The 20828-nt window shown below is 74.1% G+C and carries 18 protein-coding genes; 4 read left to right on the top strand and 14 right to left on the bottom strand.

What is annotated here, in order from left to right; genetic code table 11:
* Positions 1-45: 45 nt before the first annotated feature.
* The 8 genes from RBH18_RS34865 to RBH18_RS34900 form a co-directional block, all read right to left on the bottom strand.
* Entirely contained in the window at positions 46-432 is a 387-nt protein-coding gene (locus tag RBH18_RS34865; protein WP_306214750.1) for a hypothetical protein, read from the bottom strand.
* Between the two features lie 125 nt (positions 433-557).
* A complete protein-coding gene (locus RBH18_RS34870; RefSeq protein WP_306214751.1) occupies positions 558-923 on the bottom strand; it encodes an AQJ64_40280 family protein in 366 nt (121 codons plus the stop codon).
* A gap of 30 nt (positions 924-953) precedes the next feature.
* Positions 954-2171, bottom strand: a complete 1218-nt coding sequence (locus tag RBH18_RS34875; RefSeq protein ID WP_306214752.1) for an MFS transporter — start codon at positions 2169-2171, stop codon at positions 954-956.
* Positions 2172-2212: 41 nt separating this feature from the next.
* Complete coding sequence (locus tag RBH18_RS34880) at positions 2213-5098, bottom strand: glycoside hydrolase family 2 TIM barrel-domain containing protein (protein ID WP_306214753.1); 2886 nt, start codon at positions 5096-5098, stop codon at positions 2213-2215.
* Positions 5095-6291: an MFS transporter gene (locus RBH18_RS34885; protein WP_306214754.1), complete on the bottom strand. Its 1197-nt coding sequence runs from the start codon at positions 6289-6291 to the stop codon at positions 5095-5097. The genes RBH18_RS34880 and RBH18_RS34885 overlap by 4 nt, the downstream gene beginning before the upstream one ends.
* 13 nt (positions 6292-6304) lie before the next feature.
* On the bottom strand, positions 6305-7297 hold the full coding sequence (locus RBH18_RS34890; RefSeq protein WP_306214755.1) for a LacI family DNA-binding transcriptional regulator: 993 nt from the start codon (positions 7295-7297) through the stop codon (positions 6305-6307).
* Between the two features lie 54 nt (positions 7298-7351).
* The gene (locus RBH18_RS34895) at positions 7352-9547 is read right to left on the bottom strand and encodes a PEP/pyruvate-binding domain-containing protein (protein WP_306214756.1); all 2196 of its coding nucleotides are present in this window, start codon (positions 9545-9547) and stop codon (positions 7352-7354) included.
* 53 nt (positions 9548-9600) lie between these two features.
* Complete coding sequence (locus tag RBH18_RS34900) at positions 9601-10473, bottom strand: dioxygenase family protein (protein WP_306214757.1); 873 nt, start codon at positions 10471-10473, stop codon at positions 9601-9603.
* A gap of 141 nt (positions 10474-10614) precedes the next feature.
* Between RBH18_RS34900 and RBH18_RS34905 the strand changes: the two genes are divergently transcribed.
* Genes RBH18_RS34905 through RBH18_RS34915 form a run of 3 tightly spaced genes read left to right on the top strand, consistent with a single transcriptional unit; the run spans position 10615 to position 16382 of the window.
* Positions 10615-11274, top strand: a complete 660-nt coding sequence (locus RBH18_RS34905; protein ID WP_306214758.1) for a copper resistance CopC family protein — start codon at positions 10615-10617, stop codon at positions 11272-11274.
* A gap of 6 nt (positions 11275-11280) precedes the next feature.
* Positions 11281-11883, top strand: coding sequence for a class I SAM-dependent methyltransferase (locus tag RBH18_RS34910; protein WP_306214759.1), 603 nt, complete (start codon positions 11281-11283; stop codon positions 11881-11883).
* A gap of 53 nt (positions 11884-11936) precedes the next feature.
* On the top strand, positions 11937-16382 hold the full coding sequence (locus RBH18_RS34915; RefSeq protein ID WP_306214760.1) for a glycoside hydrolase family 2 TIM barrel-domain containing protein: 4446 nt from the start codon (positions 11937-11939) through the stop codon (positions 16380-16382).
* Between the two features lie 137 nt (positions 16383-16519).
* Here RBH18_RS34915 and RBH18_RS34920 read toward each other — a convergent pair whose 3' ends face one another.
* Entirely contained in the window at positions 16520-17182 is a 663-nt protein-coding gene (locus tag RBH18_RS34920) for an HAD family hydrolase (protein ID WP_306214761.1), read from the bottom strand.
* A 43-nt stretch (positions 17183-17225) separates the two neighbouring features.
* Entirely contained in the window at positions 17226-17696 is a 471-nt protein-coding gene (locus tag RBH18_RS34925) for a hypothetical protein (protein ID WP_306214762.1), read from the bottom strand.
* Between the two features lie 50 nt (positions 17697-17746).
* Here RBH18_RS34925 and RBH18_RS34930 point away from each other — a divergent pair, with 50 nt between their 5' ends.
* Positions 17747-18169 (top strand): nuclear transport factor 2 family protein, encoded by a 423-nt coding sequence (locus tag RBH18_RS34930; protein WP_306214763.1) that lies wholly within the window; start codon positions 17747-17749, stop codon positions 18167-18169.
* On the opposite strand, the gene RBH18_RS34935 is transcribed toward RBH18_RS34930, so the two are convergent.
* The 4 genes from RBH18_RS34935 to RBH18_RS34950 all read right to left on the bottom strand — a co-directional run.
* Positions 18108-18761, bottom strand: a complete 654-nt coding sequence (locus RBH18_RS34935; RefSeq protein WP_306214764.1) for a response regulator transcription factor — start codon at positions 18759-18761, stop codon at positions 18108-18110. The two genes, RBH18_RS34930 and RBH18_RS34935, sit on opposite strands and share 62 nt — an antisense overlap.
* Complete coding sequence (locus tag RBH18_RS34940) at positions 18758-19690, bottom strand: sensor histidine kinase (RefSeq protein WP_306214765.1); 933 nt, start codon at positions 19688-19690, stop codon at positions 18758-18760. The genes RBH18_RS34935 and RBH18_RS34940 overlap by 4 nt, the downstream gene beginning before the upstream one ends.
* Positions 19687-20394 carry a hypothetical protein gene (locus tag RBH18_RS34945; protein ID WP_306214766.1) on the bottom strand — a complete coding sequence of 236 codons (708 nt, stop codon included), beginning with the start codon at positions 20392-20394 and terminating at the stop codon, positions 19687-19689. Before RBH18_RS34945 ends, RBH18_RS34940 begins: the two co-directional genes overlap by 4 nt.
* Positions 20395-20607: 213 nt before the next feature.
* On the bottom strand, positions 20608-20828 hold a 221-nt coding region (locus RBH18_RS34950; protein WP_306214767.1), incomplete at its 5' end, for an alpha-L-rhamnosidase C-terminal domain-containing protein.

A 20828-nucleotide genomic window follows, 5' to 3' on the forward strand; every position in this document is an offset into this window, starting at 1 on the left:
TCACGCGCCCGGCGCTCACGCGCCCGGCGCTCACGCGCCCGGCTCTCATCCGTCGGGGGTGAACAGCCCCTGGATCCCGACGACGATCGCGAGCAGGCCGAAGATCGCGAGCAGCAGGCCCGTGCCCGTCGTGCCGGACTCGCTCTGCGGGCGCCTGCCCCGGCCGGTCAGCCGGTCCCACAGCAGCGCCAGCCCGACGCCGATCCCGACGATCTCGAAGATGAACAGGCCCTGACCCGAGAAGAGGTGGGCCAACAGGTAGTAGCCGCCGGTGACCAGGGCGACGACGCCGACCACCCAGCCCAGCGGCGCCACCTTCGCGGCCCCGCGGGCGAGATCGTCGCCGACCCGCGGCAACCGGCGCAGCAGGGCGACGGCCAGCAGGAAACCGCCGACGATGTTCGCGAGATCCAGCAGCAGGGCGATGAGCACGAGCGGCATTCTTACCCGGTTCAGTGAGCGGGGCAAACCGCGCTTCACGTGACGTCGTCGCGGCGGTCATCGCGGGCGGGACCGGAGCCGTGGTCAACCCATCGCGGCGGTCACGGCGGTTTCGGTCAGCCCATCGCGGCGGTCACGGCGGGCGGGACCGGCGCGCCGAAGAGCATGGCGGCGGCCTGGCCGGGCAGAGACGGCAGGGCGGCCCAGTGGGTGACCTCCTCCAGCGGTTCGCCGGGCGCGGACCCGTACACCTTGCGGATCACCCCGTCGGAGTCCCAGTAGCGGTCCCGGACGACCCGGTCGGTGCCCTCCACCGGGGAGGACGACCGGAAATGCGCCGCGATCACCAGCCAGAAGTCTTCCCCCGGCTCCTCGCCGGACGGATAACGACCCGTGACGGCGGCCAGCACCAGCCGTCCGTCCGGCGGGTTCTCCTGCCGGGCATCGATCCACGTGATGACGGCGTCCGTACCGAAGGTCACGGCCGCCACGCTAGCCGACGAGGTCACGCGTCAGGCGCCGGTCGGCGCGGGCGAGCCGGTGCGGGTCGCGGCGGCCCAGCGGATCACCGGGGGGACGAGGCTGCCGGCCGCGGCGAAGAGGGCGCCCAGCACCAGCCAGCCCGGCATGCCCCAGTTCACCACCAGCAGCGTGATCGCCGCCGGGCCGATCATCTGGCCGAACTGGTGGCCCATCGAGTAGGCGCCCTGATACTGCCCGTGGGCGTGGTCCGGGGCCAGGGCGAACGACAGGCCCCAGCCGCCCGACGAGTACCACAGTTCGCCGGCGACGTGGACCATCGCGGCCGCCACCAGCAGGGCGATGGTGGCCAGGTGGCTGGTGCCGGCGGTGAGGGACAGCAGCGCGCACGCCGCGAGCAGGGCGAATCCGGCGCGGCGGGAGGCGCGGGCGCCGCCGGTGAGGGTGTCGGTGCCCCGGGCGGCGCGGACCTGGAAGAGCACGACGGCGACCGTGTTCACCGCGAACAGCACCGAGATCATCCAGCGGGGCGCGTCGGTGCGCTCGGCGATCCACAGGGGCAGGACGACCTCGGTGAGGGTGAAGTTGGTCGCGAGCAGGCCGTCCAGGGCGACGAAGACGAGGAACGGGCGGTCGCGCAGGGCGATCATGCGGGGCCCGGAGGCCGTACGCGGCACCGGCGCGACCGCCGCGAGCCGGGTGAGCACCGCGGCCGCCAGCAGGTACGTCGCCGCGTCGCCGATGATCAGCGACAGGTACGCCGCCCGGGTGTCCACGGCGAGTCCGACGCCCGCGATCGCGACGCCGACGGTGATGCCGACGTTGGTGACCGAGCGCAGGTACGCCCTCGTGTGGACGCGCCGCTCCGGCGGCACCGCCCCGGCGATCATGGCGCCCCGGGCGCTGCGCTGGGCCGCGTCGAGGACCGCCATCGGCGCCGCGACGAGCAGGAAGCCGGCCATCGACCGGACCTCGACCAGCCCCAGCTCGCAGAGCCCCAGCCCGGCCAGGCCCCCGATCGCGACGCCGCGGGGGCCGAGCCGGTCCGCCAGGTAGCCGGCCGGGGTGCTGACGACCAGGCTGACCAGCCCGACAAGGGTCAGCGCCAGGCCGGTCTGCCCGACCGTCAGCCCCACCGACCGGGTCAGGAACAGGGCGCTCGACGCCATCCACAGCCCGCCCCCGATGGTGTTGACGAGCGTGGCCGTGGCGAGCGTCCGGATGGGTCCCGGTTCGGGTAGCAGGGGCATACAGCTATCCAACCGTACGGGCGTACGGTTGAGCAAAGCGATTACGCGCGGGCCTCCAGGGTGACGCGTAGCCGTTGCGGGGAGGGGGCGAGCCGGTACTGCGGGAGCACGCCCTGCCCGCACGACGCGGTGCCGACCCCGCTGGACGCCGCGTCGAGGGACACCCACGTCTCGGTGGCCGCCGGCAGCTCGTGGTCGTGCGCGGTCGCGGCCACCACGGCACGGCTCCACGGGCGGACCGTCAGGGGCATCGCGTCGCCGTGCACCACCAGTGATCGCTTGTCGGCCAGCCGGATGGCCGCCAGGTCGACCCGGCGGGCACCGTGCTCCTGCGGCCGGACCGTGCGCTCGGCGAAGGTGTCGCGGTCCGCGGTGAACCGGCCGTAGCGTGCGCCCTGGCCGGTGTCCGGATACTGCGGCCCGGGTCCCCAGCCCGCCCAGTGCACCTCGGTGGCCGGTTGATCCAGCCGCAGGTCGACGCCGGCGCGCGCCCAGTCGCACGGCCACTCGCCGGAGGGCGTCAGCGTGAGATCGAGCGTCAGCGCGGACGGGCCGGCCGTCCAGCGCCAGGTCACGTCCACGCCGGCGCCGATGACCGGCGGGCCGCTGCGGGTCCGCACCACCAGGGACCCGCCGTCGGTGGTGATGTCGATCAGCCGCGTCCGCAGGTCGGAGAGCCGGGCATCGGCCCAGCGTACGGCCATCGGGGGAAGGTGCCGCTCGTCCCAGCCGGTGCCGCGGTCGTTCTCGGTGGGCGCGCGCCACAGGCTGACCGCGACGTCGTGCAGCGGCAGATCGCCCAGCTGGACGGGCATCCCGGTGCGCGTGTCGAACAACGCGGGGCCGAGGCGCAGCAGGCCGTCCCCGGCCGGTTCCGGGCTCGCCACGGAGGAAGCGGAGGAAGCGGAGGCAGCGGGCGGCGCCGGCAGCTCGCCGAGGTGCTGCACCCAGGCGACCTCGTGACCGGCGGGGCAGCCGTCCCCGGCCGCGCGGCGGCGCAGCGAGACAGTCACCACGGGCCGGGTGTCAGCCGCGGGGACCGGCAGATCGAGCGGGACCTCGGCGGTCGCGCCCGCCGGCACCGGGGGCAGCTCGAGGGGCGTGGTGACACCGTCCACGATGACCACCGCCTCGAGGTGGGACAGGTCGAGGGCGTGGTAGCGGTTGGTCACTGTCAGGGTGGACAGGTCCGGGGCCAGCGTGAGCGACACCGGCGCGAAGACGCGGGCCAGGTCGGCCAGCGCCGGGCCGGGCGTCTTGTCCGCGTGGACCAGGCCGTCGACCACGAAGCTGCCGTCGTGCACCCGCTCGCCGAAGTCGCCGCCGTAGAGCTGGATCCGGCGCCCGTCCGCGGTGGTGCCGCCGTCGAGGGCGTGTTCGACCCACTCCCAGATGAAGCCGCCCGCCAGCCGCGGATAGCTGTGGAACAGCTCCTGGTACTCGGTGAGGCCGCCGGGCCCGTTGCCCATCGCGTGGGCGTACTCGCAGAGCACGAACGGCAGGGTGCGCCGGTGCTCGTCGCCGTCGGTGTCCTCGAAGGCGCCGATGGCGCGCACCTCGTCGGTGAGTGCGTACATGCGGGAGTAGAGGTCGACGTGCCGCGAGCGGCGGTCGCCCTCGTAGTGCACCAGGCGGTCCGGGTCGCGGTCCTTGGTCCAGATCGCGGCCGTGTCGAGGTTGGCGCCGGTCCCGGCCTCGTTGCCCAGCGACCAGATGAGGACGCTGGGATGATTCTTGTCCCGCTCGACCGTGCGGCGCATCCGGTCCTCGACGGCCTCGCGGTACGCCGGGTCGTCGGACGGGTTGCCCTTCCAGTCCCGCACGACGAAGCCGTGGGTCTCCAGGTCGTTCTCCAGGACCAGGTAGAAGCCGAGCTCGTCGGCCAGGTCCGGGAAGCCGGCGTGCGGCGGGTAGTGCGACGTGCGTACGGCGTTGATGTTGTGCTGTTTCATGAGGAGCAGCTCGGCGCGCGCGGTCGCCAGGTCCACCGCCCGGCCGCGGCGCGGGTCGTGCTCGTGCCTGTTCACGCCGCGGAGCAGCAGGGGAGCGCCGTTGAGCCGGAGGGTGGCGTCCTCCACGTGCACGGTCCGGAAGCCGATGCGCAGGTCCACGGTCTCGGTGGCGGTGCGCACCTGGGCGGCGTACAGGCGAGGGGTCTCGGCGCTCCAGGGCTCGACGGACGGCAGGTGATGGTCCACCCCCGTGGCGGCGTCGTGCAGCCCGAGCTCGGGCACGCTCACGGTGGCCCCGGCCGGGTCGGCGTCGACGCGCAGGGTGCCCGCGCCGGCGGAGAAGCCCGCGTGCACGAAGACGTCGCGGACGCCGCCCTCGGGCCGGGCGAGCAGGGTCACGCCGCGGAAGATGCCGGGCATCCACCACATGTCCTGGTCCTCGAGATAGCTGTGCGCCGACCACTGCGCCAGCTGGACCGCCAGCACGTTCGGGCCCGCCCGCAGGACGCCGGTGACGTCGAACTCGTGGGTCAGCCGGCTGCCGCGCAGGGTGCCCAGCTCGGTGCCGTTGAGCCAGACCGTGGCCGCGCCGTCGACGCCCTCGAAGCGCAGCACCGCCGGATGGGCGAGCACCTCGGCGGCGGCCTCGAACTCAGTGCGGTGGTCGGCGACCGGGTTGTCGTCCGGCGGGTACGGCGGGTCGAGCGGGAACGGGAAGTCGGTGTTGGCGTAGATCGGGGAGCCGTGCCCCTGCAGCGGCAGGTGGCCGGGCACCTCGACCGGCGACCAGTCCGCGGCGGTCAGCCCGGCGCCGGGCTGCTGCCAGCCGTCGTCCGGCACGTGCCGCGGCGTGGGATGCCGCCGGACCTGCCAGGTGCCGTCGAGCGACTGGCGCGGCGCGTCCGAGTGCAGGTGTGCGCGCGGCGCGAGGGCGCCACGGCCGGGCCGGGGATCGGCGAGCAGCTCGTTGATCATGAATTCAAGCCTCGCACACGCGGCCGCAGGACGTAAGCGAGCGCGGCGGCCGCGAGGGCCACACCCGCAGCGGTCCAGCCGTGCGACGCGTGGCCCAGCCCGGCCGCCGTGAGCGCGCCGCCGGTGGCCGTGCCGAGCACGTTGGCGAGGCTGATGGCCGCCTGGTTGACCGCCGCGGCGACGGCCGGGACCGCGGGGGCGGCGTCCATGAGCCGGAGCTGCAGCGACGGCAGCAGCAGTTGCAGCACCAGGCCCAGCCCGAAGGCGCCGGCGAAGGGCGACCACGGCTCGCTCATCACCACGGCGAAGCCCGCGAGCACCGCGGCCCCGGCCAGGCAGGCCAGGGGCACGGTCCGGACGGCGTCCCAGTCGGCGAGCCACCCGCCGAGCACCGCGCCCAGCGTCAGCCCCACGCCGAAGGCCATCAGCACGAACGGGATCGCCCCGGCGGCCAGCCCCGCCGTGCCGGTGGTGATCGGCGCGATGTAGCTGAACACGCAGTAGATCCCGGCGAATGCCGTCGCGGTGATCGCGAATCCCGACCACAGCACGGGACTGCGCAGCGCCCGCAGGGTGGACCGCGGTCCGGCGGCAGCGGGCTCGGGCCGGCGCGGCACGTGCCGCAGAATGGCCCCGAAAGCCAGCACGAACACCGCCACGGCCAGCGCGAGCGCGGCCCGCCAGCTCACTGCCTGGCCGATGCCGATTGCCAGCGGTACGCCAAGAATGCTCGCGATCGTCTGGCCCATCGCCACGTACGCGGTCGCCCGGCCGCGCCGTTCCCGCTCGACGAGCGACGCCGCGGTCGCCGCCGCCAGCGCCAGATAAGCGCCGTGCGGCAGGCCGGCGACGAACCGGGCCGCGTCGAAGGCGACGATCCCCGGGGCCACGACCGCGGCGCCGTTGCCGAGGGCGAAGAGAGCCACCGTCCCGAGCAGCAGCCGCTGCCGCGACACCCGGGAGCCGGCGATCGTGATGAGCGGGGCGCCGATGACGACACCGAGGGCGTACAGGGAGATGGCGGTGCCGACGCTCGCCTCGCTCGTGCCGTAGCCGGCGGCGATGGACGGCAGCAGTCCGGTGACGGCGAACTCGGCGATGCCGATGCCGAACGCGCCGAGGGCAAGGGCGGTCAGGGCCGCCCGGGGGGAATGAGCCGGCCGCACAGGGGCCGGCGCCAGCAGGGTAGTCACAGCAAGTCCGCTTTCAGTCGTCGAGGCGGGCCACGGAGGCGCCGGGCACGAAGGCCGGCTCGACGGTGACCAGCACCGGGCCGGGGTCGGCTCCCGGGTCGGCGAGCCGGGCCAGCAGCCGCTCGGCGGCGCGGGCGGCGATCTCGTGGGTGGGCTGTGCGACGATGCTCAGCCGGGGCAGCGTGGCCAGGGCCAGCTCGCGCGCGTCGAAGCCGACGAAGGAGACGTCCCGGCCCAGCCGCAGCCCGGAGTCGTTGAGGGCGATCAGCGCCCCGAGCGTGAGCTCGTGGCTGGCGCAGAAGACCGCGGTCGGCCGGTCGCGGGCGGCCAGGATGCGGCGCATCGACTCCTGGCCGCCGGCGACCGTCCAGGCCCCGGCGGTCAGCAACGCCTCGTCGGGCTCGATGCCGTTGACGGTGAGCTCCGCGCGGAAGCCGGCCGACCGCTCGCGGTGGGTGGAGACGTCGGGCGTCCCGCCGACGAGCCCCACGCGGCGGTGGCCGTGGTCGATCAGCAGGCGCGCCGCGAGGGCCCCGGCGCCTCGGTTGTCCAGGAACACGCCATCGGTGGCCAGGCCGTCGGCCCGCCAGTCGACCTGGACGACGGGGATGTCGGCGGCGGCCCGGGCGAGCGCCGGGACGTCGTGCGGCGGCGGGACCGTGATGATGCCGTCGACCATCCGGCTCCTCAGCAGGCCGACCGCGTCGCCGGGCCCGGGGCTGGCGGCCACGAGCACGCTCATCCCGGCGGCGTGCAGCGCCTTCTCGACGCCCGCGATGATCGTCAGGTGGAAGTCGTTGGTCAGGGCGGGCAGGAGGACGCCCACCGTCCGCGACCGCCCCGACCGCAGGTTGCTCGCGACCGTGTTGGGCCGGAAGCCGAGCTGCTCGGCGGCCTCCTCGATCGCCCGCCTGTTCTCGTCGAGCACCGTGCGGCCGTTGAAGTACTTCGAGATCGTGGCCAGCGACAGGCCGGTCAGGCGCTGGATGTCCTTGTACGACGACACGCCGCCTCCTCCCGCGAAACGTTTCTCTTCGAGAGTAGAACGGCCTACGGAAGATCACCAGAGACGACCGCGTAACGTTTCGCCCGGGCGCACCGTGCCGGCCGAGCCGTCGACCGTGACGACCTCGCCCGTGGCGATGCGACGGGTGGCGTCCGGGACGCAGATGACGGCGGGGATGCCGTACTCGCGGGCCACCGTCGGGCCGTGCGCCATGACCGCGCCGGTCTCGGTGACGAGCGCCGCGGCGGTGAGGAACAGCGGGGTCCAGCCGGGGTCGGTGGTGGACACGACCAGCACCTCGCCGGGCTCGATCCGGGCCGTGGCGGGATCCGTGACGACCCGGGCGGGACCGGTCGCCCGCCCGGCGGAGGCGCCCACCCCGGCCAGTGTGCCCTGGGGAGCCGAGGGGCGGAGGGTCGCCTCGACGTCCGTACCGTCGGACAGCAGCACGACCGGCACGTGCCGGCGCCGCAGCTCCCGCCGGTGCACCCGCGCGCGGGCGGCGGCCGTGGCCCGGTGATCGGCCCGCTCGTGCACCGCGCTGCGGACCTCGTCCGGGGTCAGGAAGACGATGTCGCCCGGCTCGTCGAGCAGGTGCCGGGCGGCCAGGTCGGCGCCGATGAGCAGGTACTGCTCGCGCATCGCCCGCAGCCGGTAGAGCCCCGCGAACTTGCCCGACTCGCGCAGCCCGGCCAGCTCCCGTGCCCGCCGCAGCAGGAACCGGCTCGGCCCCTTGACGCCCCGCAGGGCCTGCTCGGCCGCGGCGGCCGCCCGGGCGAAGCGGAGATCAGGGGCCTGCGCCGGGTCGGTGACCCGGAGGTAGTTGGCCAGGGCCGCGAACACCGGCGCGGGATCCTCCGACCACCGGGGGACACCCAGATCGACCTCGGCGGGACCCCGGTGACCGTACGCGTCGAGAAAGCCCGCCATCCCGATGTCCGGCAGCGTCCCGCGCGCGTAGCGCTCGGCCAGCTCGCGTGGCTCGGTGTCCCGCAGCAGCTCGCGGTGCTCGCCGGCGCCGGCCGCGAGCCGCCACAGGGCGAGGTCCATCTCGATGGTGACGTTGTGCGGCATCCCGGCGAGCGTGGCGTGGATCCCCGCGGCCGTGATCGTGCCGCGCGCGAGCTTGCCCGGCAGCGCGGACGCCAGCATCCCCGCCGCGATCGGCCAGATCAGGTCGCCGGCCGGCCCGTCGCCGGTGCGGTGGATCCACGCCAGGCGCTGGGCGGCGGACAGCGCGCCCGTGGGCGGCCGGGACGCGACCCGGATCCGCTCGACCGCGTCCCGGGCCCGGGCGCGCGCCTTCCGCGGGCGGGCCAGGGCGCGCACGATGCCGGTGAGAGCACCCCGGGGCATCCGGAAGGGCGGCCGCTTCGGGGCGTCGGGCCGGGGCGCGAAGCGCGGATCGGCGAGCACGTGCCGCATCGCCGCCTGGGCCCGCGGGCCGAAGTCGACCGCCAGCAGATCCACCAGCCGGCGGCGCGCGGCGGGATGCCGGGCCAGGTCGGTCAGGTCGCCGTAGAGCCGCCCGCCGATGTCCACGATCTCCGCCCGCAGCCCGAGCGGCGCCAGCATGCCGGCGATCAGGGCGCGCAGCGTGGACGTCCCGAGCGGCGTCACCGGCTGCAGCATGCCCTGCACGTGGCCGAACTCGACGTACACGCGTGGCTCGGGGGTCGCCGGCGGCGCCGGGAACAGCGTCGTGATGGGCCGCGCCTGCAACAGCCACACGACGCCGTCGCGGTCGGCCGCCCACTCGATGTCCTGCGGGCCGCCGAACGCGGCCTGGACCCGGGCTCCGATCTTGGTCAGCCCGGGCAGCGGGGTCGCCGGCTCGATGCGCATCGCGGTGCGGCAGCCCGTGACCGGGTCCGCGGTGAAGATCACCCCGTGGGCGACGGCGTCCACCATGCGCTGCACGACGACGGTCATCCGGCCCGCAGGCAGACCCCGGGCCTCCCGGTACGCCACCGCCCGCGCACTGTGCAGCGAGGCCCGGCACGTCTCGACCGCGGCCAGCAGCGCCTCGGGTCCGGACACGTCGAGGACCGTCTCGTACTGCCCGGCGAACGCGGCGTCCGGCAGGTCCTCGGCCGTGGCGCTGGACCGCACCGCCACCGCGGGCCGGCCGAGCCGTGCCCACCCCTCGAGGATCGCCGCCGGGCCGTCGTCCGGAGCCACGCAGAAGTACTCCGGTACGCGCTCCCCGAGCTCGACCAGCCGCGCCAGTCCCGCCGCCTTGCCACCCATGATCGCCTCCCGTTTCCAATACGAGTGTATTGGAAACGGGAGGCGAGGGGAACTCAGTTCGCGGGAGGCGGCGGCGGGCCACCGGGGCCACCGCCGCCGGTCTCCTCGCCGGCCGGGTCCACGGTGATGGTCAGCGTGGCGACGTAGCCGCTCGCGACGTCACCGGTCACCGTGGCCATCTCCCGGGCGGCCAGGTCGTCGCGGAAGACCATGTCGGTGGCGAGCGAGATGCGGCTCATGTTGACGACGCTCTGCTCGTACCCGTCGGCCTGCTCGTAGACGGTGTCCGAGACGTCCTCGGGCAGCGCGATCTGCGACGTCTTGCGGATCGGCCCGGCGCCGGTGGTGGCGTCCGCCAGCGACGAGTACACCTCGAAGTGGATGTGCGGCCACCGCCCCGAGTAACACGCGGGGAAGATGCTGGTGAAGGTCACCAGCCCGGTCGCGTCGGTGACCTGGATGCCGCGCAGGTAGTTCTCGTCGGTGACGCCGCTGGAGTAGAGCGAGTAGCGGCCCTCCCGGTCGCAGTGCCACGCGTAGACCGCGGCGCCGGCCAGGGGAGCACACGCCAGGTCCTGCACCACGAGCGAGAATTCCAGGGGTACGCCACCCGCGACGGTGTCCGACGTCCCGAACGACGAGCGGATGTCGCGTCGCACGACACCGTCCAGGGTGCGCACGTCGGGACCGTTCGAGCCGTCGGCCGGGTAGGGGCCCGCCGTCTCCGACTCGACCTCCTCGAGGCACGCGGCGGCGGTCGTCCGCGCCTCCGCGGTCCGGCCTAAGAGGGTGCTGCCGGCGAGGGCCAGGCCGGTTCCGCCGAGCACGGTGAGCATGCGGCGCCGGGACATGGTGCCCAGATCGAAGGCCAGTCCCTTGTCGTGGACCCGGCGCACGTACGCCGCATTGTCCTGATCGTGTGGCATGAGCGTTCCTTCCCGCTTGTGGCGTTCGGTGAAGGTCGCAGCCAAGCATCGATGTCTATGAATGAGCTGTGGGTGATCTCGGCCCCGCCATATCGAACGGGTCCTATTCCGCCGCGGGTGCCGCGGCGTTACCCTTCGTCGATGCGGCGCTTGCTCATGGTCCTCTTCGCCGGGTCGCTCGCGGGGGCGCTGCTGCTGCCCCTGCCCGCCTCGGCCCACGGCGGTCTCGTCGGCACGTCGCCGCCGCAGGGCAGCGCCTCGGCTCAGCCCGTGGACGCGGTGTCGCTGACGTTCACCGAGAAGCCCGCGCCGTACGCGTACTTCACCGTCACCGCCCCGGACGGCGCCCGCGTCGACAACGGCTGGTCGCACGCGCAACCGGTGCCGCTGTCCCCGCCGGCCCGCGAGTTCCAGGAGGTCAACGGCGTCTGGCAGCCGATGGAGTACCGCACCGGCTTCCCGGTGCGGATCATGGTGGCGCACTGGCCGGCCCCCGGCACGTACGTCGTCCGCTACCACACCGTCGCGTCGGACGGGGACCTGGTCAAGGGCGAGATGAGCTTCTCGTACACCGGTGCGGCGACCGCGGCGCCGGCGGGCTGGCAGCCCCCGGCCGACCAGCCGAAGCCGGAGCTGCTGGCCGCCGCGCCCGAGGCCGGGGCGGCACCGGAACCGATGGTCTACCACTGGTACGACGACGTGTGGATCTGGCTCGTCCCCGCCCTGCTGATCGTCGCCGCCGCCCTCGCGTACCTCCTCCTCCGTCCGGCCCGCCGCTCCGCCGCGCGACCGCCGGTCTGAGGTGCGATGACGGACTGGGTGCGCTGGCACGACGAGTACGCCGACCCGGACTCCTCGCTGTCGCGGCGGCGGGTCGTGGTGCAGCGGTTCCTGCGGCGCGTGCTGGACTCGGCGGCGTCGGACGGCGAGGTGCGGCTGATCAGCATGTGCGCGGGCGACGGGCGCGACGTGCTGCCGGTGCTCGCGTCGCATCCGCGTGGCGGGCGGGTGCGTGCGGTCCTGGTCGAGCTGGATCCCGAGCTGAGCGGCCGGGCCCGGGCGGCGGCGGGGCCCGGCGTCGAGGTGCGCACGGCGGACGCCGGGCTGGCGGAGAGCTATCGCGGCCTCGCGCCGGCGCACGTGGTGCTGGCCTGCGGGGTGTTCGGGAACATCAGTGCCGCCGACGTGGAGACGACCGTCGCCGCGCTGCCCGCGTTGCTGATGCCCGGCGGGCACGTGATCTGGACCCGGGGGCGCGGCGCCGGCGACGTGGATCCCAGCCAGGGGGTCCGGGATGTCTTCGACCGGCACGGCTTCGAGGAGCTGGCGTTCGTGGCGCCGCAGGACGCCCGGTTCCGGGTGGGGCTGAGCAGGCTCGTGCTGCCGCCGAGGCTGTTCCGGTTCGCTTGACTTCCGCCGCCTTCATTGATTGTGTTCGATGGAAGCGAACGAAGGAGTCCCCGGTGTCGTGGATCTCGAGTGCTGCGCTTGCCCTTGTTCTCGCCCTGCCCGGGCAGGTGCCCGCGGCTGCGCCCGCACCTGGGGCCGGCGGGCCGCAGACGGTGGCGGACGTCTACCGCTACCTGGAGGATCCGGAGCTGACGGGGGAGGGGCAGGAGGAGCCGCACGCCGACCTGCGCCCCTATCCCGACGCCCGCAGCGCCGCCGCGGACGTGACCCGCCACGACCTGCCGAATCCGTACACGCGCAGCCTCGACGGGTCCTGGCAGCTGAAGCTGTTCGACCGCCCCGACGACGTGCCCGCCGCCTTCCGGGCCGGTGGTGCGGCGACGGCCGGCTGGCCCGCCGTGCGGGTGCCGCACACGTGGCAGTCCGACTTCATCGACCATCCGATGTTCCGCAACATCCCGTCGGACATCGCCCCGGACGACCCGCCGAAGGTGCCGCGCGACGTCAACCCCACCGGGGCGTACGTGAAGACCTTCGACCTGCCCGCGAGCTGGGCCGGCGGCCGGGTGTTCCTCCGTTTCGAGGGCGTGACCAGCAACTACCTCGTCTGGGTCAACGGCGCCTACACGGGGTACGACCAGGGCGGCTACACCCCGGCGGAGTTCGACGTGACCGAGCGGCTGCGCCCCGGCCGCAACACGATCGCCGTGCAGGTGCACCGGTGGGGCAGCGGCGCCTATCTCGAGGACGTCGACCAGTGGCGCTACTCGGGCATCTTCCGGGACGTGTGGCTCTACCGCACCTCTCAGGCCCGGCTGCAGGACGCTTACATCACCACGGATCTGGACGCCTCGTACCGGGACGCGACCCTGCGTGTGGCCGTGCGGAAACAAGGGGGAACCGGTGTCAGGGGGACGCTTCTGGACCCCGAGGGCCGCACCGTGGCGACCATGTCCGGCGCGTCGGATCTCTCCGCGCTGATCAAGGATCCGGCCAAGTGGTCCGCCGAGGAGCCCCACCTCTACACGCTCGTCCTGCAACTGCTGGACGCGCGGGGCAAGGCGCTGCACACGACCGCGCAGCCGGTCGGCTTCCGCGAGGTCGAGGTGCGCGACCGGCAGATCCTCGTCAACGGCAGACGCATCCTCATCAAGGGCACCAACCGCGCCGAGACGGATCCTGACACCGGCCGCCACGTGACCCGGCAGGCGCAGCGCGACGACGTGGCGCTGATGAAGCGGTTGCACATCAACGCCGTCCGGACGTCGCACTACCCGAGCGACCCCTACCTCTACGACCTGGCCGACCGCGAGGGCCTGTGGGTCGACGACGAGGTCGACATCGAGACGCACAGCCACGAGACGTGCCCGGCGAACTGCCTCGCCGACCGTCCGGAGTGGCAGGCCGCCTTCGCGGACCGCTTCCAGGCCATGGTCGCGCGGGACAAGAACCACCCCAGCGTCATCTTCTGGGACACCGGCAACGAGGCCGGGCTCGGCGCCGCGCACTACGCGATGGCCGCGTGGGCCGACGCGAACGAGCCGACGCGGCTGCTCTACCACCAGTCGAACAACCCCGACGGCGACGCGCCCTTCGCCGACGTCGACGGCCCGCGCTATCCGACGCCGGCCCGGCTGGAGAGCCGCGTGCGGAGCAGCACCAAGCCGGTCGTCATGGGCGAGTACGCCCACGCGATGGGCAACGGCCTCGGCAACTTCGACCAGTTCTGGGCCCTGGCCCGCCGATACCCGTCGCTGCAGGGCGGCTTCATCTGGGACTGGGCCGAGCAGAACCTCCGCCAGCCGCTGATCCTCACCCCGGACTCGGCCAACGGGATCCAGACCTTCCTCGTGGGCAAGCCGTCGCCCGTGCCGGGGCGGCGCGGGCAGGCCGTCGGTCTGTCCAGCTTGGACGACTTCGTCGACGTCTTCCGGGACCGGCGGCTGGATCTGACCGGGCCGCTGACGCTCGACGCGTGGGTCCGGCCGGGGCAGTGGGCCGGCAGCTTCCCGATCCTCACCAAGGGCCAGGCGTACGCCCTCCAGATGCGCGACGAGAACACCCTGGAATTCCGCATCGGTGACGCCACGGCCGCCGTCGAGGTGCCGGAGAGCTGGTACGGCGGATCCTGGCACCGGGTCACCGGAACCTACGACGGCTCGGCGCTGCGGCTGCTGATCGACGGCGCGGAGGTGGCGGCCACGCCGCGGACCGGAGCCGTGGATCCGGGGCTGTTCGAGGTCAACCTCGGCCGCAACGCGGAGACGCAGCAGGACAACGACCTGTGGAGCATCCGGACGGGCCGCGGCCTGATCGACGACGCCCGTGTCTACGCGCGGGCCCTGTCCGCCGCCGAGCTGGCCCGAGATCCCGCCGGCGACGCCGTGCTGGCGCTGAACTTCGACAGCTTCTCGCGCCGCGGCGACTTCCTGAGCCTCGGGATCAGCCTGTCCGGCACGGACGGCCTGGTCGGCTCGGATCGCTCCGTGCAGCCGGAGACCGCCGAGATGGCGTGGGCGCAGGCGCCGATCCGGTTCACCCGCGACGGCACGAAGGTGCGGGCGTTCAACGAGCAGCAGGCCGGCACGCTCGACGTGGTGCTGCGGTGGTCGCTGAAGGAGCAGAGCCGGACGTTGCGCAGCGGCAGCCGGCACGTGCGCCTGGCGCCCGGGGCCACGTACGAGCTCGACACCGGCCCCTTGCCCGCGAACCCGGACGACCGGGAACGGTTCCTGAACGTGTCAGCCGCCGAGGGCGACTGGGTCCTCGGCTACGACCAGTTCGCGGCGGGTGGCCGGGCTGTTCCCGGCATCCTGCCTGTTCCCGTGCCCGGCGCGCCGAGGCTGGTGGCGGACGGGAACGTACTGACAGTGTCGGGAACCGGTTTCAGCTACCGTTTCGACAACGGGACGCTCGCGTCGATGCGGGCCGGCGGGCGCGAGCTGCTGCACGGCGGGCCGGTGCTGGACGTCTACCGGCCGCCGACGAGCAACGAGACCTACGACTGGGGCACCGACGACCGCCGCATCTGGCACGACCTGGGCCTCGACGACCTCACCACCACGGTCACCGGCGTGACGAGCCGCACCGACGGCAACGCCGTGGTCGTCGAGGCGAGGAGCACGGTCGCCGGCAAGGGGGTGTCGTTCGCGCAGATCATGACCTACCGCATCGACAAGCGGGGCACGATCACGCTGACGCACGAGGTGGATCCGGATGCGCGCGCGGCGGTTCTGCCGTACCTGCCGCGGGTGGGGGTGTCGCTGCAGCTGCCCGATCGGATGCAGCGATTCGCCTGGTACGGCCGGGGACCGCAGGAGAACTACAACGACCGGCACAGCGGGGCCCCGATTGGCGTCTATCGCAGCACGGTCGGCGAGGAGTACGTGCGGTACTCGCGGCCGCAGGCGTACGGCAACCACCACGACGCGCGCTGGGCGGCCCTGACCGACGGCCGCGCCGGGCTGCTCGTCGGCGGCATGAGCGACGTCAGCGTCACCGCCTGGGACGACCTCGACCGCGCCGAGTACGACCACCAGCTCGGCCTGGTCCGCAACCGCGGCTGGGTCACGCTGCACGCCGAGGCGGGGGAGACGGGCATGGGCGAGACGCCGAACTCGGTCCTCGCCCCCTTCCGCCTCTCGCCGGCGGAGACGTACCGGCACGAGCTCGTCCTGCGCCCGCTGACCGCCGCGGAGGCCCGGGCCGGCGGCGTGCCGGACTCGGACGTCCCGGCGCCGTGCCCGCCCGGCGTGACCGTCACGACCGATGGCACCGCCGTTCCGGGAACACCGGAACCGGTTCGAGTCGACGTCAGTTCGCGCTGCGCCGCGGGTCTGAGCGACGTCTCCGTGCGGCTGGCCGCGCCGGACGGCTGGACGGTTGCGCCCGCCGTGGCCGACCTCGGCGCCGTGAGCGGCACGGAGAGCGCGGCTTTCACGGTCACGGCACCGCCGGGCACCGACATCGGCACGCATCGGCTGACCGCCACAGTGGACGCCGGAGGCACGTTCCCCACGTCGACGACGGCGACGGCCGTGGTGCAGACGCCGTTGCTGCCGGGTTACGCCTGGCTCAGCGCCAAGCCGTTCACCGCGGTGGCCAACGGATGGGGGCCGGTCGAGAAGGACCGCAGCAACGGCGAACAGGCATCCGGCGACGGCGACACGCTCACGATCGCGGGCGTGGAGTATCCGAAGGGCCTCGGCGTCCATGCCCTGTCGACAGTGGACGTTGTGCTCGACGGCGCCTGCAACCGGTTCCGGGCGGATGCCGGCGTCGACGACGAGACCGGCAGCGGCGGTTCGGTGGTCTTCGAGGTCTGGCTCGACGGCGTCCGGACGGCGGTGTCGCCCACGCTGCGCGGGACCGGCCTCGCGCACCGGTTCGACGTCGACGTGACGGGCGCCCGCACGCTGCGCCTGCAGGTCACCGACGCGGGCGACGGCAACGGCAACGACCACGCCGACTGGGCCGCCGCGCGCCTGGCCTGCGCCTGAGGCCGCCGCGCGCCTGGGTTACGTCCGAAATCGCCGCCCGCTTCGCCCGCGTCCCGAGCCGTTGCCTGCTTCGCCTGCGCCCAAAGGCGCCTTGCCCGAGCGCAGGCGCAGGCACAGGCGCGGGCGGGCGGGCGAACTCAGTCGTTGTCGAGGGCGTCGACCGCGGTGGCGAGCTCCGCGAACGTCTCGATCACCGCGGTGACGTGGCGGGCGTCGAAGTCCTCGAGCCGGCGCACGCCGCTCTGCAGGCAGGCGATGAAGCGGATGCCCGCCCCCGCGGCCGCCACCGCGTCGCCCGGCGAGTCGCCGACGTAGACGCAGTCGCCGGGGCGGAAGCCGGTCTCGGCGAGCAGCTCGTCGAAGGCGCGCGGGTCGGGCTTGCGGAACGAGGTGTTGCCCTGGTGGTAGGCGCCGGTCACCCGGCCGGCGAGGGCGTGGTCCGGGACCAGCAGGTGCTCGACCTCGGCCTCGGCGCGGGACGTGAGGAGCAGGACGGTCCGGCCCGCCGCCACGAGGGCGTCGAGCGCCCGCAGGTTCTCCGGCGGGATGACGTCGAGCCGGCCGGCGGCCAGGTAGGCCTGGTGCGCGGCGGGGAACAGCGCCGCGAACCGGTCGAGGTCCAGGCCCGGGGAGCGGTGCGGCATGGCGTCGAGCAGGATCTCGCCCCACGTGGCCAGGTGCACCGCGCGGGACATCGGCGGCCGGCCCATCCGGGCGAGCACCTCGTTCTCCAGATCGAACGAGGCCGCCTCGGTGAGGCACAGGGTGTCGTCGACGTCGACAATCACGGCCCGGATCACAACCCGAGCGTAGCCGGGCCGCCGCCCGCCCCCGCGACCCGGCTCAGGGCTGCAGCGGCGCGGTGGACCCCGCGTCGAGGGCGGCGCGGACCTTGTCGATGCCCAGGAGGATCGTGGCTCCGTACTCGTCGTCGGGAAGCGCGCCGGTGGCGGCGACCGCGTCCGTCAGGTGGGGCCGGGCCTCGGCGAAGCGACCCGAGCGGCGGTAGGCGTCGGCGATGTTGATGTGCAGGGAGGGCAGCAGCGCCTGGACTGTCCAGCGGGCGTCCTGCCGCTGCGCGCGCTCGTCGGTGAGGGCGTCCGCCGCGGCCAGGGCCCGCTGGTCCCACGCCAGCTCGTCGGCGACCGACTCCTGGAGATCGGCGAGGCAGTGCGCGATCGTGCAGCGGTGCAACGCGTCCGCGTCCGGGCGGTCCCACAGCTCCCGCAGCGCGGTCCTGGCGCCCGCGCGGTTGCCCGCCTGGCCCTGCGCGAGGGCGGTGGCGACCGCCGTCATGATGTCGTCGTCCGGCATGCGTTCCAGGATGGACCCTCGACGAGGTCGAGGGTCAACTCTCCCCGCGCGTGGCGGGCAGGCCGGCCGCGCGCTACCTGCCCGGCCACGGCCCCGAGCTGCACGGCCTCGACGCGATCCGCAAGGAGTTCGCCCCGCAGTTCGCCGGTCGCTTCGGCGCGATGGTCTTCGACGTCTACGACACGGTGATCGACGAGACGCGCCGCAAGGCGACCATCCGGTGGGCGTGCAAGCTGGACCTGAGCGGCGGCCATGGGAGACGGGCGAGCGCGCCGCTGCGACTGTTCGCCCGGCTGCGCCACGGCGGCCACGTGCAGTGGCACGGGCTGGACGTCTTCCACTTCGACGCGGCGGGCAGGATCAGCGGCAAGTTCACGTACGCGACCTTCCGCCTGCCGTTGTGGGAGGGCTTCAGTCCAGCAGACCCGACTGGTACGCGAACACCACGAGCTGAGCCCGGTCCCGGGCGCTGAGCTTGAGCATGGTGCGGCCGATGTGCGTACGCGCGGTGTCCGGGCTGATCCCCAGCCGCGCCCCGATCTCGTCGTTGGCCAGCCCCTCGGCCGCGAGGAGCAGCACCTCGCGCTCCCGGGCGGTCAGCCTGCGCAGCTCCGGATGCGGTGTGCGGGCCCGGGGCGAGAGCGCCACGAACTCGCGGACCAGCGTGCGCGTGACCGTCGGCGACATCAGCGCCCCGCCGTCGGCCACGGTGCGGATCGCGCGCAGCAGGTCGGCCGGCGTGGTGTCCTTGAGCAGGAAGCCGCTGGCGCCGTGGCGGAGGGCGTCGAACACGTACTGGTCGTGGTCGAACGTCGTCAGCACGATCACCCGGGTCGCCGCCAGCGCCGGATCCGCGGTGATGCGGCGGGTCGCCTCGATGCCGTCGATGCCGGGCATGCGGATGTCCATGAGCACCACGTCGGGCCGGGTGCGGGCGGCCTCCGCGACCGCGGTCAGCCCGTCGGCCGCCTCGCCGGCCCAGGCGACGTCGTCCTCGGTGTCGAGCAGAGTGCGCAGGCCGATGCGGACGAGCTGCTGGTCGTCCGCCACGAGCACGGTGATCATGCGGCGCTCCCCGTGGGCAGCCGGGCGTGGACCTCGAACGACCCGGCGGCCGGCCCGGCCCGGAACTCCCCGCCCAGCGCCTCGACCCGGGCGCGCATCCCGGGAATCCCGGTGCCGCTCCCGGGGGCCGTGCCGGGGAAGGGGTTGACGACGGTGATGGCGACGTGTCCCGGCTCGTGGCGCACCGTGACGTCGGCCCGGCCGCCGGTGCCGTGCCGCAGGGCATTGGTCAGCGACTCCTGCACGACGCGGTAGCCCGCGAGATCGACGGCGGCCGGCATGCCCGGATCGGCCTGCCCGTCGACCCGGACGCTGATCTCGATCCCGGCGTCGCCCAGCCGTCGCCGCAACGGCTCCAGGCCGTCCAGGCCCGGCGTGGGGGAGCGGTCACCTTCGCGTACGGACGCCAGCGTCGCGCGCAGCTCGTCGAGCGCCTGCCCGCTGGTGCGGCTGATCGCCTCCAGTGCCTCGCGCGCCTGAGCGGGCCGCCGGGCGCCGACATGCAAGGCGATGTCGGCCTGCATCTTGATCGCGGCGAGCCCGTGCCCGACGATGTCGTGCACCTCCCGCGCCACGCGCAGCCGCTCGTCGCCGACCCGTTGCCGGATCGCCTCGGCCCGGGCCTGCTCGGCGGCGGCGTGGCGCAGGCGCAGGGCGTAGCCGGCGGCGGCGGGCACGACCACCCACGCCGACGCGGGCACGATGCCCAGCCACCCGAGCGGCCGGTCGGTCACGGCGACATGCGCGAGGATCAGCACGAGGGACGCGGCAAGGGACCACCACAGGGCCGGGCCCGTGGCGTGGCGCGCGGCGTGGTAGACGGCGAGCATGAAGACGAGCAGGATCGGGCCGTACGCCTGCCCGGCGAGCAGGTAGCCCCCGGTGACCAGCGCCACCACGCCCAGGACGACCAGCGGATGACGCCTCATGAGCCTGATACTGCCGCAATGCCGATCGCGACGGCGTACCCGGCGGCCGCCGCGGCGACGACTCGGGTCCGCCGCGACTCCGGCCACGACGTGCGGGACAGCAGCCAGGCGAGGCCCGGGAGCACGAGGACCCCGTGCAGGCTCACGCCGTGCAGGGGCTTCAGGAAACCGATGACGGCGTACGCCCTCAGCTGCTCGCCCTGGGCCACGGCGGCCGCCCCGCGGGCCACCATGGCCGCCCCGGAGAGCAACCCGATCGCGAGCGACCCGAACCCGGCCCGCAACGCCAGCCGCATGCTGGGCGGCACCCGCGCCCGCCACGCCGCCACGCACATGACTCCGAGCACCACGACGAGCACGAACCCGCCCGCCGCCAGCACCGTGGACACGCCCGAGTCGAAAGCCGTCTCCCGGTTGAGATGCGACGGCACGTGCCGCCACGCCTGGAGGGTCACGCCGCCCACCTCGACGTAGCAGTCCACCGCGAAGACCCCGAGCAGCACCCGTCGCCACCGCTCGGGCAGCGGTAGTGCCGGCACGAGCCACGCGACGATCAGCAGCGTGAGGCCGAACGACACCCCGAACGTGGCCGGCTTGCGCCACGACACCGGCCCGGTCCACGGCCCGTCGCCGGCCACCAGCAGCACCAGATGCACCAGCCCGGACGCGATCAACACCAGGCCCGCGCGCTTCACCCATCCCATTCGCCCGATGCTGCCGCCCGGCGGGCCCGCCGTCGTCCCCGCGCGGGCGTGCCCGGCCGTACGCAATCCCGCGTATGGTGGCGGCGATCCACGCTCCGCGGTCGCGGTCTTCCGGCGCCCGGCGTCGAAGTGCCGCAGCAGGGGGAATCAGTGCGGTGACCGCCGCGGGGGCTGGAAGCGTGAGCTACTCGGGCGTGCGGCCGGACTGCCTCGTCATGACGGGCCTCCGTAGGTGTGGGTGCCGGGGGCGAGCTCGATCTCCGGCCGGCCGTCGAGCGAGAGCACTCCGGTCACCCCCGGGGGCAGGGTCACCTCGACCGTCAGCGGGAGCCGCCACGAGACCTCGATGCGGCCGTGCCGGGTGTCCAGGCAGGCGCGTGCCCAGGTCAGGCCGCCGCCCGGGCGGGGGGCGACCAGCACTTTCGCGTATCCGG

Source organism: Actinoplanes oryzae, assembly GCF_030757795.1.
Lineage (GTDB): Bacteria > Actinomycetota > Actinomycetes > Mycobacteriales > Micromonosporaceae > Actinoplanes.